The sequence below is a fragment of the Demequina lignilytica genome, assembly GCF_030418305.1.
Taxonomy (GTDB): Bacteria; Actinomycetota; Actinomycetes; order Actinomycetales; family Demequinaceae; genus Demequina; species Demequina lignilytica.
Genome location: NZ_JAUHPX010000002.1, coordinates 83,616 through 97,629, shown reverse-complemented (window position 1 = coordinate 97,629; position 14,014 = coordinate 83,616). Strand labels below are relative to the sequence as shown.

10 protein-coding genes are annotated in these 14,014 nt (G+C 72.5%); 6 read left to right on the top strand and 4 right to left on the bottom strand.

Annotated features, from left to right (window positions below; all coding sequences use genetic code 11):
• Positions 1–55: 55 nt before the first annotated feature.
• The 4 genes from QQX10_RS03760 to QQX10_RS03745 are packed head-to-tail and all read left to right on the top strand — an operon-like array spanning position 56 to position 2,456.
• Entirely contained in the window at positions 56–505 is a 450-nt protein-coding gene (locus tag QQX10_RS03760) for a TraR/DksA family transcriptional regulator (protein WP_301118349.1), read from the top strand.
• Positions 502–1,053: a signal peptidase II gene (lspA, locus tag QQX10_RS03755; RefSeq protein WP_301118348.1), complete on the top strand. Its 552-nt coding sequence runs from the start codon at positions 502–504 to the stop codon at positions 1,051–1,053. The genes QQX10_RS03760 and lspA overlap by 4 nt, the downstream gene beginning before the upstream one ends.
• Positions 1,046–1,963, top strand: a complete 918-nt coding sequence (locus QQX10_RS03750) for an RluA family pseudouridine synthase (protein WP_301118347.1) — start codon at positions 1,046–1,048, stop codon at positions 1,961–1,963. The genes lspA and QQX10_RS03750 overlap by 8 nt, the downstream gene beginning before the upstream one ends.
• Position 1,964: 1 nt before the next feature.
• Positions 1,965–2,456, top strand: a complete 492-nt coding sequence (locus QQX10_RS03745) for a GNAT family N-acetyltransferase (RefSeq protein ID WP_301118346.1) — start codon at positions 1,965–1,967, stop codon at positions 2,454–2,456.
• A 171-nt stretch (positions 2,457–2,627) separates the two neighbouring features.
• On the opposite strand, the gene QQX10_RS03740 is transcribed toward QQX10_RS03745, so the two are convergent.
• Both QQX10_RS03740 and hrpA read right to left on the bottom strand, forming a co-directional pair.
• A complete protein-coding gene (locus QQX10_RS03740) occupies positions 2,628–3,560 on the bottom strand; it encodes an alpha/beta hydrolase (RefSeq protein ID WP_301118345.1) in 933 nt (310 codons plus the stop codon).
• A 10-nt stretch (positions 3,561–3,570) separates the two neighbouring features.
• The gene (gene hrpA, locus QQX10_RS03735; protein WP_301118344.1) at positions 3,571–7,836 is read right to left on the bottom strand and encodes an ATP-dependent RNA helicase HrpA; all 4,266 of its coding nucleotides are present in this window, start codon (positions 7,834–7,836) and stop codon (positions 3,571–3,573) included.
• A gap of 89 nt (positions 7,837–7,925) precedes the next feature.
• Here hrpA and dnaE point away from each other — a divergent pair, with 89 nt between their 5' ends.
• Positions 7,926–11,468 (top strand): DNA polymerase III subunit alpha, encoded by a 3,543-nt coding sequence (dnaE, locus tag QQX10_RS03730; RefSeq protein WP_301118343.1) that lies wholly within the window; start codon positions 7,926–7,928, stop codon positions 11,466–11,468.
• Between the two features lie 20 nt (positions 11,469–11,488).
• Here dnaE and QQX10_RS03725 read toward each other — a convergent pair whose 3' ends face one another.
• Complete coding sequence (locus QQX10_RS03725; protein ID WP_301118342.1) at positions 11,489–11,629, bottom strand: hypothetical protein; 141 nt, start codon at positions 11,627–11,629, stop codon at positions 11,489–11,491.
• Positions 11,630–11,689: 60 nt separating this feature from the next.
• Between QQX10_RS03725 and hisD the strand changes: the two genes are divergently transcribed.
• Positions 11,690–12,997: a histidinol dehydrogenase gene (gene hisD / locus QQX10_RS03720; RefSeq protein WP_301118341.1), complete on the top strand. Its 1,308-nt coding sequence runs from the start codon at positions 11,690–11,692 to the stop codon at positions 12,995–12,997.
• Here hisD and QQX10_RS03715 read toward each other — a convergent pair.
• A complete protein-coding gene (locus QQX10_RS03715) occupies positions 12,994–13,992 on the bottom strand; it encodes an NAD-dependent epimerase/dehydratase family protein (RefSeq protein WP_301118340.1) in 999 nt (332 codons plus the stop codon). The genes hisD and QQX10_RS03715 overlap by 4 nt on opposite strands.
• Between the last annotated feature and the right edge of the window lie 22 nt (positions 13,993–14,014).

Genomic DNA, 14,014 nt, shown 5'->3' with positions numbered 1-14,014 from the left:
CCTTGCGGAGGCGTCGGGACTACTCTCACTGCACCAGCCAGAGACGAGGACAGTCATGAGCACCGAAGTCACCATCGTGGTGGTCGACCCTTCAGAGCTGAAGCCGGCCGATGCCAAGCAGCTTCCTGTGCGACCGGGCGACGACGCCTGGAAGCTCGCGGACCTGCGGCAGATCGTCACGAGCCTGAACGAGGACGTGGAGCGGCTCGTGACCGAGCTGGGCGTCACGGAGCACGAGCTGGACGACCTGCTGCACACGTCCGAGGGTGCGGGTGACGACCAGGCGGACGCCGGTTCGACCGCGCTCGAGCGCGAGCAGGAGATGTCGATCGTCAACAACACCCGCGACATGCTCGAGCAGAGCGTGGACGCGCTGCGCCGGATCAAGGTCGGCACCTACGGCGCCTGCCAGTCGTGCGGCCAGGGCATCGGTCGCGCGCGCCTCATGGCGTTCCCGCGCGCCAACCTCTGCGTGACGTGCAAGCAGCGCGAGGAGCGTCGTTGACCTGGAGGCCTGCCTTCTGGCTGATCGCGGGCAGTGTCGTCGCGATCGACCAGGCCACCAAGCAGTGGGTGCTGGAGACGCTGGAGCCCGGTGAGAAGCACGAGGTGCTGGGCGACCTGCTGTCGATCCAGCTCGTGTTCAACTCGGGCGCGGCGTTCTCGCTCGGCAACGCCTTCACGTGGATCCTGACCCTGGTCGCCGTCGCGGTGAGCGTCGGCATCGTCGTGTACGCACGCCGTGCGCAGAGCACGCTCGCGGTGTGGATCTTCGGCGCCGCGCTCGGCGGCGCGCTCGGCAACCTCATCGACCGCCTGTTCCGCGACCCCGCGTTCGGCGAGGGCCACGTCGTCGACTTCATCAACTACGGGGACCTGTTCGTCGGGAACGTCGCGGACATCGCGATCGTCGGGGCGGCCATCGTGCTGATCCTCGCCAGCCTCGGGTCGACGCCCGTGCTCGCCGCCGCGGTCACGGAGGACGATGCGGCGGTTCCGGCGGACGACGCGACGGACGATTCCGGGGACGGCTCGGGCGAGGCCCGTGCCTGAGACCCGGTACCTGCCCGTGCCCGACGCGCTCGTCGGCGAGCGTGCCGACGCGGCGCTCGCACGCATGCTCGGGCTCTCCCGGGCCCGCGCAGCCGACGTGATCGAGGCGGGCGGCCTGTTCCAGGACGGCCGCACGCTCGGCAAGTCGGACCGGCTCGCCGACGGGATCGTCGCCGTGGACCTGCCGGAGGAGCGCGAGGCGGCGCCCGAGCCGGAGGTGCCCGGCGGCCTGGCCATCCTGTACGAGGACGACGACGTGGTCGTCGTGGACAAGCCCGTCGGCGTCGCGGCGCACCCGTCGCCGGGGTGGACGGGCCCGACGGTGGTGGGCGCGCTCGCCTCGGCCGGGTACCGGCTGTCCCAGCACGGTCCGCCCGAGCGCCAGGGCATCGTCCACCGGCTCGACGTGGGCACCTCGGGCCTCATGGTGGTCGCGCGCTCGGACGCCGCCTACACGCACCTGAAGCGCGCCTTCAAGGAGCGCACGGTGGAGAAGATCTACCACGCGGTGGCGCAGGGGCACCTCGACCCGACGGCGGGGACCATCGACGCGCCGATCGGCCGCCACCCGCACTCGGACTGGAAGTTCGCGGTGGTCGAGGGCGGCAAGCCGTCGGTCACGCACTACGAGGTGCTGGAGATGTTCCCCGCGGCGTCGCTGGTCGAGATCCATCTCGAGACGGGTCGCACGCATCAGATCCGGGTCCACATGGCCGCGATGCGCCATCCGCTCGCAGGCGACCTCACCTACGGAGCGGACCCGACCCTCGCCCAGCGCCTGGGCCTGTCGCGCCAGTGGCTGCACGCGCGCGAGCTCGCGTTCGAGCACCCCACGCAGGCACGCGAGGTGCGGGTCACCTCCGACTACCCCGAGGACCTCGCGGCGGCCCTCGCGATCCTGCGGGGCTGACGTGCGGGTCCACCCGGTGGCGACGGCTGCGCAGCTCGAGGACGCGATGCGGGTGCGCTTCGCCGTGTTCGTCGACGAGCAGGGGGTGAGCCCCGAGGTCGAGCGAGACGCCCAGGACGACGACCCTCGCACCGTCCACGTGATCGCGTACGCCGACTCGGGCGAGCCGCTCGGCACCGGCCGGCTGCTGGCGCCCCATACCGACGAGTTCCACGCCGATCACGGCGCGATGGACCCCGCGACCCCTCACATCGGGCGGCTCGCGGTGGTGGCCGAGGCGCGGGGGACGGGCGCCGGCCGCGTGCTGATGGAGGCGCTCCACGACGCCGCTCGACAGCGCTACGCCGTGGACGGGCGCGTGCGGGTCGAGCTCAGCGCGCAGGACCAGGCGATGCCGTTCTACGCGCGGCTGGGATATGTCGCGCACGGTGAGGGCTACCTCGACGAGGGCATCCCGCACCACGACGCGTACGTGGACCTCACCGCCCCCTGACGACCCGGCCCCACCCGACCTCCGGACACTCCGCACGGAGCCGGTCCCGGGTCGGCGGCGTGTCGGGCTCGGTTCGGCGCGGATCACCGGGGTGTCGCGCCGAGATCCGTGCGTGCTGTCCGGAGGGGAGGGCGGGGCGGCGCCGGGCAGCGGCGGGGCAGGCGTGGGGCGTCAGCCGCCGAGCGAGTCGACGAAGGCGAGCGCGGCGGCGCTGATCTGCTCGCGCGCCTCGTCGTCGGAGAGGGTCGCCGTCCCGTCTCCCGCCTGCGGGCCGTAGTCGCCGAACTGGGCGTGCACGGCGCCCTCGATGACCGTGAACGAGGAGCCGGCGGGCAGCATCGACCGTGACTGCTCGATCGCCTCCGGCGTCGAGAGCCCGTCCTCGGACCCGGAGATCGACTCGACCGCGGCGGTCAGGCTGCCGCTGATGTCGCTCGCGGGATAGGAGGCGAACAGGAGCAGTCCCACCGCGGGGGCGGTCGAGAGGGAGTCGTCGCGGTCCGCCAGCACGGCGGCCACGACGCCGCCGAGCGAGTGCCCGCCGACCACCCAGCCGTCGACCTCGGGGTGGGCCCCACGCGCTGACTCGAGCGCCCCCGTGTCGAGGAACGCGATCCCCAGGGCCGGCTTGGTGATGACGACCAGGTGGCCGGCCTCCGCGAGCGGTCGTAGCACCGCTGCGTACGAGCGCGCCTCGACCAGCGCCCCGGGCTCGAAGACGACCGCGGTCGGCGCCCGCTCGCCGGCCGGTGCCAGCGTGATCGAGGTCGCGGTCTCCGTCACCGTGACCGCCTCGTCGGACTCCATCGCCGCCAGCGCCGGCTCGATCGCCGTCGCCGGCCGGAGCCACGCCGTCCCGGCCACCCACACCACGGCCCCGAACATCCCGATCACCCGCAGCACGGCCCGCCACCCACCGCGCGGCGCCCGCACGAACGATCCGATGATCGAGGCGATCGCCGCGGCGGCGGTCAACGCGAGCCAGATCGCATACGCCGGGTGGCCGTGGCTGACGGCCCCCCACGAGCTGAGGGCGGCCCAGGCCACCACGGCGAGCGCGACGGCGGCGATGCCGCGGGAGAACCAGGGGAGGATGCGGACCATGCGGACGACGCTAGCCGATCGCGGCGAGCGCCTTGCGGATGCGCTGCTCGGAGACCGGGCCGTCGGTCCCCAGCCGCTGCGCGAACAGCGACACCCGCAGCTCCTCCAGCATCCACCGGACCTCGTCGAGCGCGGCGCGCGTCGCCGCGTCCGGCCGGCCCTTGAGGCGAGCGGTCCGCACCGTCTCGTACGCCTCGGCCACCTGGGACACCTGCCAGGCGAGCTGGGCGTCCTTCGACGGATCCGACTGCGCCTTCTCCAGACGATGCGCGGCCGCCTTGAGGTAGCGCTCCAGATGAGGAAGCCGGCCGGCCGGCGTGCGGCGGACGAAGCCGTCGCCCACGAGCGCGGCGGACTGCTCGCGCAGGTCCTGGAGCGTCGACAGGAGCGCGAGCGAGCTGCTGCCCCGCACCTCCACGTCGAGCTCTCGGGCGGCGGCGAGCGCGCCGGCGGCACGGCGCGCGACCTCGAGCACCTGGTCCTCGAGGGCGGGGCGGACGGAGTCGCGCAGGGCCTCGTAGGCGCTGCGGTCCCTGACGGCGCCGGCGCCCGGGGTGAGCGTCCGCATCGCGGCGAGCTGGAGGTCGTCGACCAGCGCCTCGGTCGACGTGTAGGGAGAGGCGCCCAGCGCGAGCGCCTCCTGCGTCGACCAGCGGGTGGTGACGCGCTTGACCGGCAGCCCGACCTCCGCGAGCAGGAGCCGGCGCACGCCCTCGCCGTGGCGGGCGTCGCGGTCGCCCGCCTCCGCGAGCACCCGCAGCGCGGCCCGAGCCTTCACTCCCTCGCCCTCGGCCACGATGGCGGGGAAGCCGCGCGCGACGACGCCGTGCACCGTCCCCTCCACCTCGTCGGGGAGGACGTCGACGTCGGGCCACGCGGTGAGCTCATCCACCTCGGCGATCGCGGCGCTCGCGGGGCGCGGCAGCGCCGCACCGTCCCGCGCCCCGGCGTCCGTCGCGCCGGGCCGGGCGTCTCCACCCGCGCCGCCCCGCGTGCCCCCGCGCCCCGACGCCGCCGCATCGGCCGCCCGCTGCACCGCGGTGCGCACGGCCGCGCGCGCCTGGGGCGCCAGCTGCCGCTGCAGCATCGCGAGATCGTGGCTCTCACCCCGCACCGTGGTGTCGCGCCCGACCCGCTCGACCACGCGGAACGTCATGCGCAGGTGGGAGGGAAGACGCTCGTCCAGGCCGTCCCACGCCTCGTCGCCGATCTCCACGTCGCGGAGGTCCCGCACGGCGCGGGTGAACGCGGCTCGGAACGGCTCGGCCATGTCGCCCGCCCGGGCGACGTCCGACCACGCGGGCAGATGCGCCTCGAACCACGCGACGATGTCCCGCGCCGCGTCCGGCGCCGGCACCAGCAGACGTCGCACCGCCTTGGGCAGCGCGCGGATGGTCGCGGTCACCAGCTCGGGCAGGAGCCCGGGGACCAGCCAGTCGAAGCCGTCTCCGAGCACGCGGGGCAGCACCCCGAGCGGCACATGGACGGTGACGCCGTCGGCGGCGGTGCCGGGCTCGAACTGGTAGGTGAGCGGGAGCTCGAGGTCGAGCTGAGGCCAGGAGTCCGGGAACAGCGCGGGGTCGATCGCGGCGTGCTCGGGGACCAGCTCCTCGAGCGTGAGCGTGAGCAGGTCCGGATCGGCGACCCGGGCCTCCTTCCACCAGCGGTCGAAGTGCCGCGCGGAGACGATCGTCTCGGGCAGGCGGGCGTCGTAGAACCCGACCAGGGTCTCCTCGTCGGCGATGACGCCGCGCGTGCGGGAGCGCGCCTCGATCTCGGCGGCCTCCTCGAGCACCCGCTGGTTGTCGCGCCAGAATCGATGGTGGGTGGTCCACTCGCCCTGCACGAGGGCGTGGCGGATGAACAGGTCGCGCGCGCCCTCCGGGTCGATGCGGCCCCACAGCACCGGCCGGTCCGCGACGATCGGCACGCCGTACAGGAGCACCTTCTCCGTCGCCATGGCGGCGCCGCGCTTCGAGGACCAGTGCGGCTCCGAGTGGGTGCGCTTGGCGAGGTCGCCCGCGAGCTCCTCGGCCCACGCGGGGTCGATGCGTGCGACGTCGCGCGCCCACAGCCGCGAGGTCTCGACCAGCTCGGCCGCCATCACGAACTCCGGCGGCTTCTTCGACAGCGGCGAGCCCGGGTTGATGGCGAAGCGCACGCCGCGGGCGCCCAGGTACTCGTTCGAGGAGCGCTTGCGGGCCTTCCTCATCTCCTTCGCGCGCGCCTCGCCCCGGAGGTGGGTGAAGCTCGAGGCCTTGAGCTGGAGCACGTCCTGCGCGCCGATCTGCGACAGCAGGCCGGCCAGCACGCTGCGGTGGATCGCGTCCTCGTCCCACAGGTGCCTGAGGGTGTCGCCGCGGTCGGGCACGGGCCTCGCATCGCGTCGCACCAGCTCGATGCCGAGCTCCTTCGCGGACGCGCGGATCTGCGTCATGACGTCCTGCCACTCACGGATGCGCAGGAAGTGCAGCATCTCCGCCTTGAGCCCGCGGCGGAACTGGTTGTCCGACAGCGCCTTCTGGCGTTCGCGGACGTGCTCCCACAGGTTGAGGTAGGCGAGCAGGTCCGAGGAGGGGTCGGCGAAGCGACGATGCAGGAGGTCCGCCTCCTCGCGGCGCTCGGCGGGGCGCTCGCGGGGGTCCTGGATCGACAGCGCGGCGGCGATCACCGCGACCTCGTAGCCTACGCCGTGCTTCGCGCCCTCGACGATCATGCGCGCCTGGCGGGGATCCATGGGGAGGCGGGCGAGCTGGCGCCCCACGGGGGTCAGCGCGGTGCGGCCGTCGGCGGTGGCGACCGCCCCCAGCTCCGCGAGCAGGGCAACGCCGTCGCGGATCGCGCGCGTGTCCGGCGGCTCGACGAACGGGAAGCGCGCGATGTCCTCGGGGGAGGAGACCACGCCGACCGCGATCATCTGCAGGATCACGCTCGCGAGCGACGTCCTCAGGATCTCGGGCTCGGTGAAGGCGGGGCGCGTCTCGAAGTCGTCCTGCGCGTACAGGCGGATCGCGATGCCGTCCGCGAGGCGTCCCGCGCGGCCCGAGCGCTGGTTCGCGCTCGCCTGCGAGATGGGCTCGATGGGCAGCCGCTGGACCTTGGTCGCCTTCGAGTAGCGCGAGATCCGCGCCGTCCCGGGGTCGACCACGTAGTGGATCCCCGGGACGGTGAGCGAGGTCTCGGCGACGTTCGTCGACAGCACGATGCGGCGGTGCGCGTGCCGCTCGAACACCCGGTGCTGCTCGGCGGCGGACAGGCGCGAGTACAGCGGCAGGATCTCGACCCGGCGCGGGTGGCGGGGGTCGCGGGCGCGGTCGCCGAGCGACGCGGCCAGCGCGTCGGCCGCGTCGCGGATCTCCCTCTCGCCCGAGAGGAACACGAGGATGTCGCCGTCGCCCCAGGTCATCAGCTCGGCGCACGCCTCGACGATCCCGGTGTCGAGGTCCTTCTCGTCGCCCTTCCGCTCGCCCTCGAGCGGGCGGTAGAGGATCTCGACCGGGTACGTGCGGCCCGTGACCTCGACCACGGGGGCGCGGCGCTGATCGTCCCCATCCGCATCGTCGGGCAGCGGCCCCCCGCGGGCGAAGTGCCGCGCGAAGCGCTCGGAGTCGATGGTGGCGGAGGTGATGATCACCTTGAGGTCGGTGCGGCGGGGCAGCAGGTTGGTGAGGTAGCCGAGCAGGAAGTCGATGTTGAGGCTGCGCTCGTGCGCCTCGTCGATGATGAGCGTGTCGTAGGCGAGCAGGTCGGGGTCCCGCTGGATCTGGGCCAGCAGGATGCCGTCCGTCATCACCTTGACGAGGGTCCGGTCCGAGGACTGGTCGGTGAAGCGCACCTGGTAGCCGACGATCTCGCCGAGCGGGGTGCCGATCTCCTCGGCGATGCGGTCCGCGACCGAGCGCGCGGCGATCCGGCGCGGCTGGGTGTGGCCGATCTGACCCGCCCGGCCGCGGCCGAGCTCGAGGCAGATCTTGGGCAGCTGCGTGGTCTTGCCCGAGCCCGTCTCGCCCGCGACGATCACCACCTGGTGGTCGCGGATCGCGGCGGCGATGTCCTCCCGCCTGGCGCTGACGGGGAGCTCGGCCGGGTAGAGGATCTCGGGGACGGCGACCGCCGCCCGGGCGTCCGCGGCGGCCTCCAGGGCCCTGGCGCTGACGCGGGGACGATGCGGCGCCCGGGTGCCCCGCGCATCGTCCCGTCGCCCTCCGGAGGCGCCCCGCCGGGGTCCGCGACGGCCGCGCCGCGGGGCGCGCTCGGGCCGGGACTCCTCGCTCACCGGGACATTCTCCCAGGCCCGACCGACACCCCGCGCCGGGCCGGAACGCGTCTCCCGCGATGTCTGCCGGGACGCCTAGAATCGTCGCCATGCCAGGCAAGGATTTCGTCCACCTCCACGTCCACACCGAGTACTCGATGCTGGACGGCGCGGCGAAGATCGGCGACCTGTTCCAGGAGGCCGAGCGCCTGGGCCAGCCCGCGATGGCGACGACCGACCACGGGTATCTGTTCGGCGCCTACGAGTTCTGGACCAAGGGCAAGGCCGCGGGCATCAAGCCGATCATCGGGCTCGAGGCGTACCTCACGCCCGGCACCGCGCGCGGCGACCGCAGCCGCGTGCGCTGGGGCGACCGCGGTCAGGAGTCGGACGACGTCAGCGCGGGCGGCGCGTACACCCACGCCACCATGTGGGCGCGGGACACCGCGGGCATGCACAACCTGTTCCGGCTCGCGTCCTACGCCTCGCTCGAGGGCCACTTCTACAAGGCGCGCATGGACCGCGACCTGCTGCAGCGCTTCTCGAAGGGGATCATCGCGACCACGGGCTGCCCGTCGGGCGAGGTGCAGACCCGCCTGCGGCTGGGCCAGTACGAGGAGGCCCTGAAGGCGGCGGCGGAGTTCCAGGACATCTTCGGCAAGGACTCCTACTACGTCGAGCTGATGGATCACGGCCTCGACATCGAGAAGCGGGTCTTCGAGGACCTGCTGCGGATCTCCAAGGCGATCGGCGCGCCCCTGGTCGCGACCAACGACCTGCACTACACCAAGCGCGAGGACTCCCACGCGCACGAGGCGCTGCTCTGCGTCCAGTCGGGCTCGACACTGAACGAGCCGACCTACGACAACGGCGGCAAGCGCTTCGCGTTCTCCGGCGACGGCTACTACGTGAAGTCGAGCCAGGAGATGTGGGACCTCTGGGGCGAGTACCCGGAAGCCCTCACCAACACGGTCGCGATCGCCGAGCAGTGCGAGGTGGAGTTCAACACCAGGGCCGACTACATGCCCGTGTTCGACTGCCCTCCGGGCGAGGACGAGCACTCGTGGTTCGTGAAGGAGGTCCAGAAGGGCCTGCACGAGCGCTTCGGCGAGGAGATCCCCGGCCACGTCCAGGAGCGCGCGAACTACGAGATCGAGGTCATCGCGGGCAAGGGCTACCCGGGCTACTTCCTGGTGGTCGCGGACTTCATCCAGTGGTCGAAGAACAACGGCATCCGCGTCGGGCCGGGGCGCGGCTCCGGTGCCGGCTCGATGGCCGCGTACGCGATGAAGATCACGGACATCGACCCGATCGAGCACCAGCTCTACTTCGAGCGGTTCCTCAACCCCGAGCGCGAGTCCAAGCCCGACTTCGATGTGGACTTCGACGAGCGCAGGCGCGGCGAGGTGATCCAGTACGTCACGGACAAGTACGGCCAGGACCGCGTGTCCATGATCGTCACGTACGGCACCATCAAGGCCAAGCAGGCGCTCAAGGACTCGACGCGCGTGCTGGGCAAGCCGTTCTCGCTCGGGGAGCAGCTCACCAAGGCGTACCCCGAGGCGATCATGGGCAAGGACATGCCCCTGGTCGGCGTCCACGACGCGACCCACCCGCGCCACCACGAGGGCCAGGACTTCCGCGCGGTGCTCGAGGCGGACCCCGACGCGCAGCAGGTGTTCGAGCTCGCGCAGGGCCTCGAGGGCCTCAAGCGCCAGTGGGGCGTGCACGCGGCGGGCGTGATCATGTCCTCGGACCCGCTGATCGACATCATCCCGATCATGCGCCGCGAGCAGGACGGCGCCGTCATCACCCAGTTCGACTACCCGACCTGCGAGACGCTCGGCCTGGTCAAGATGGACTTCCTGGGCCTGAGGAACCTGACGATCCTCGACGACGCCCTCGAGAACATCGTCGACAACGGCAAGGAGCCGCTGGTCCTCGAGGACCTGCCGCTCGCCGACGAGGGCGCGTTCGAGCTGCTGGGCCGCGGCGACACGCTCGGCGTCTTCCAGCTCGACGGCACGGCGATGCGCCAGCTGCTGCGGCAGATGAAGCCCGACACCTTCGAGGACATCTCCGCGGTGCTCGCGCTGTACCGCCCGGGCCCGATGGGCATGAACTCGCACACCAACTACGCGGAGCGCAAGAACGGGCGGCAGGCGATCGCGCCCATCCACCCGGAGCTGGACGAGCCGCTGCGCGAGGTGCTGGGCATCACCTACGGCCTCATCGTGTACCAGGAGCAGGTGCAGCGCATCGCGCAGATCGTCGCCGGCTACACCCTGGGCGCCGCGGACCTGCTCCGCCGCGCGATGGGAAAGAAGAAGAAGGAGATCCTCGACAAGGAGTTCGAGCCCTTCAGCGCCGGCATGAAGGCGAACGGCTACTCGGACGCGGCCATCAAGGCGCTGTGGGACACGCTGCTGCCGTTCGCCGACTACGCGTTCAACAAGGCCCACACCGCGGCGTACGGGGTGCTGTCCTTCTGGACCGCCTACCTGAAGGCGCACTACCCGACGGAGTTCATGGCGGCGCTGCTCACCTCGGTGGGCACCGACAAGGACAAGTCGGCCCTGTACCTCGCGGAGTGCCGACGGATGGGCATCACCGTGCTGCCGCCGGACGTGAACGAGTCGAAGGCCACGTTCTCGGCGGTGGGCACCGACATCCGCTTCGGTCTCACGGCCGTGCGCAACGTCGGCTCGAACGTGGTCGCCGAGATCGTCAGGACGCGGCAGGAGAAGGGCGCGTTCACGTCCTTCGCGGACTTCCTCGACAAGGTGCCGGCGACGGTGTGCAACAAGCGCACCATCGACTCGCTCATCAAGGCGGGCGGCTTCGACTCGCTGGGCTACTCGCGCCGCGCGCTCAATGCGGTGCATGAGCAGGCGATCGACTCGGTGATCGGGGTCAAGCGCCAGGAGGCGACGGGGCAGTTCGACCTGTTCGCCGACGCCGAGGACATCGGTGGCGGGGTGACGGTCGAGGTGCCCACGCTCGAGGAGTGGGACAAGAAGACCAAGCTCAACCTCGAGCGGGACATGCTCGGCCTGTACGTCTCGGATCACCCGCTGTCGGGGCTCGACCACATCATCCGGTCGGAGGCCTCGCACCAGATCCTCAACGCCACGCCCACCAACGGGGTGCAGGAGGGCTCGCAGATCGTGCTCGCCGGCCTGGTGACGCGGGTCGACCGGCGCATCGCGAAGTCGGGCAACCCGTACGCGATCGTCACCCTCGAGGACATGACGGGCGAGACCGAGGTCTCGTTCTTCGCCAAGACCTACGAGACCTTCGCGCGGGACCTGGCGGAGGACTCGGTGCTCGCCATGAAGGTGCGCTGTCGCGAGCGTGGCGACGGCGGGCTGCAGTTCTCGGCCGTCGACGTGCGGATCCCCAACCTCAACCAGCAGGACACGTCGCCCGTGGCGATCACGGTGCCGGCGGCGCGGGTCACCCCGCCGCTCGTCGAGCAGGTCAAGGGGATCCTCCGGGCGCACCCGGGCACCATCGAGGTGCGGATGGTCCTGACGGGCCCGGACCGGCCGCTCACGATGCGGCTCGGTGACGAGTTCCGGGTGTCACGCTCCTCGGCCCTCTACGGAGACCTCAAGGCCGCGCTCGGACCGAGCTGCCTCGCCGGCGTGTGAGGAGGACGGCGCGCTGAGCATCACAGCGCCGTGACCACCGCCAGAGCGACCACGCCGACGAATCCCATCACGACCAGCAGGACCGCGCGGGAGCGCCTCGACCGCGCCGGCGTCGCGGGCTCGCCCGCGCGGGCGCGCTCCTCCCACTCGACGCATTCCATGGCTCCAGGATGCCATCTCCCGTGCGGGGGTCGGACGCGCCCGCGCACTAGAGTGGTCGCGTGCTGAACCGGATCGATCTGCGTGGCCAGGACCTGACCGCCCGCGAGCTGCTGTCCATCGTCCCGCGTGCCGACGTGAACGTGGGCGACGCCCTCGCGGTGGTCGAGCCGATCATCGAGGACGTGCGCACCCGCGGCGCCGACGCCCTGCGTGAGCTCGGCGCCCGCTTCGACGGCGTCACCCCGGAGCACCTGCGCGTCCCGGTCGGCCGGATCGAGGCCGCGCTCGAGACGCTGGACGATGCGGTGCGCGCCGGCCTCGAGGAGGCGATCCACCGCGTCCGCACCTTCCACGTGGCGACCGTGCCGCCGCCGGTGAGCGTCGAGCTCGCGCCGGGGGCCACCGTCTCCCAGCGCTGGGTGCCCGTGGGGCGCGTGGGGCTCTACGTCCCCGGCGGGCTCGCGGTGTACCCGAGCTCCGTCGTCATGAACGTGGTGACCGCGCAGGCCGCCGGTGTGCCGTCGATCGCTGTGGCGAGCCCCCCGCAGAAGGAGTTCGGCGGCCTCCCGCACCCGACCATCCTCGCCGCGTGCGCGCTGCTGGGGGTCGACGAGGTCTACGCGGTGGGCGGCGCTCAGGCGGTCGCGATGCTCGCGCTCGGGGCGGACGGGCTGTGCGACCCCGTGGACGTCATCACGGGCCCGGGCAACGTCTACGTCGCGGCGGCCAAGCGTGCCGTCACCGGGCTGGTCGGCATCGACTCCGAGGCGGGGCCCACCGAGATCGCCGTGATCGCGGACGCGCAGGCGGATGCGCGCTTCGTGGCCGCGGACCTGCTGAGCCAGGCCGAGCACGACCCGATGGCAGGCTCGGTGCTCATCACCGACTCGGAGGAGCTCGCGGACAAGGTGGACGTGGAGCTGGCGGCGCTCGCTTCCGCGACCAAGCACTCCGAGCGCGCGCACACGGCGCTCGGCGGGAGGCAGAGCGCGATCATCCTCACGGACGACGTGGACCAGTCGGTCGCCGTCGCCGACGCCTACGGGGCGGAGCACCTCGAGATCCAGACGGAGGACGCGCACGAGGTCGCGGGCCGGATCCGCAACGCGGGTGCGATCTTCATCGGCGCGTTCTCGCCGGTGCCGCTCGGGGACTACCTCGCGGGCTCCAACCACGTGCTGCCGACGGGCGGCACCGCGCGGTTCGCCTCCGGCCTCAACGTCACGAGCTTCCTCAAGGCCGTCTCCTACATCGACTACGGCGCGTACGCGCTGGGCGCGGTGGGGGACAAGGTGGTGGCGCTCGCGGATGCGGAGGACCTCCCGGCGCACGGCGAGGCCATCCGGGCGCGCCTCGAGGAGAGCTAGCGACCGCGAGCCCCACCGAGGGCGAGCGCTCGCACGCGTCGCTCGTCGTCGTCGGACAGCCCCGCGCGGTCGGGGGACCGGCCGTGCAGCACCGCGCGCGACCGCTCGTACGCCAGCGCACGCGCGATGGTCGCGGAGAGCGGCCGCGTCGCGAGCCCCGCAGCACGCGCCGCGGTCGTGTTGAGGGTGGCGAACCACCGCCACGTCGGGTCGTCGATCCACAGCGGCAGCGATGCCTCTCCCATCCAGGGGGCCACGCCCGCCTCGGCGAGCGTGAGCGGATCCACCCACAGGGGTGTCGCGGCGCTGCGCGCCGCCTCGGCCGAGATCCTCAGCGCCTCGCGCAGCGTCGTGGTGGTGCCGGTCGCGTTGTAGACGCCGTGCAGGCGTCGCTGCGCCACGTCGACGATCCAGGTCGCGAGGTCGTCGACGTCGATCATGGCGACGGGCATGTCGGGCGCGTCGGGGACGACGACGTCGGCGCCCGTCGGGTGGGCGAACCGCCACGGGTAGTAGCCGCTGCGGCCGGTCGTGTCCCCGGGCCCGCCGATGAGGCCGGAGCGGATGACCGTGGACGACGCGCGGGCCCCGCGCACGGATGCCTCGCAGGTGACCTTCGCGCGCCCGTAGTCCGCGGCGTCGTCGAGGTGCTCGAGAGGGGCGAGAGTGGGGGACGCCTCCGCCTGCTCGGGGCTGTCGAAGCGTGCGTACACGTTGGCCGTCGACACGAGCACCCAATGGGCCGGGTCGAGGTCGTTCACCGCGCGCGCCACGTGGCGCGGATCGCGTGACAGGTCGACGACCGCGTCCCACCGGCGGTCGGCCACGGGCGCGAGGCCGTCGACATCGTCGCGGTCGACAGGCACGAACGTGCAGCCCGCGGGCGCCGGGGCGCTGCCGCGGGCCGCGCAGGTGACGGCGTACCCGCGTGCGAGGGCGTGCGTCGCGACCGCGCGGCCGAGGACGGCGGTGCCGCCGAGGATGAGGAGGTTCATGCGTCCATCACAACGGGCGGAC

Excerpts from the sequence above, each read along its gene's own strand:
- QQX10_RS03760 (WP_301118349.1), top strand. The coding sequence starts at position 56 with ATGAGCACCGAAGTCACCATCGTGGTGGTCGACCCTTCAGAGCTGAAG.
- QQX10_RS03740 (WP_301118345.1), bottom strand. The coding sequence starts at position 3,560 with ATGGTCCGCATCCTCCCCTGGTTCTCCCGCGGCATCGCCGCCGTCGCG.
- dnaE (WP_301118343.1), top strand. The coding sequence starts at position 7,926 with ATGCCAGGCAAGGATTTCGTCCACCTCCACGTCCACACCGAGTACTCG.
- QQX10_RS03725 (WP_301118342.1), bottom strand. The coding sequence starts at position 11,629 with ATGGAATGCGTCGAGTGGGAGGAGCGCGCCCGCGCGGGCGAGCCCGCG.
- QQX10_RS03715 (WP_301118340.1), bottom strand. The coding sequence starts at position 13,992 with ATGAACCTCCTCATCCTCGGCGGCACCGCCGTCCTCGGCCGCGCGGTC.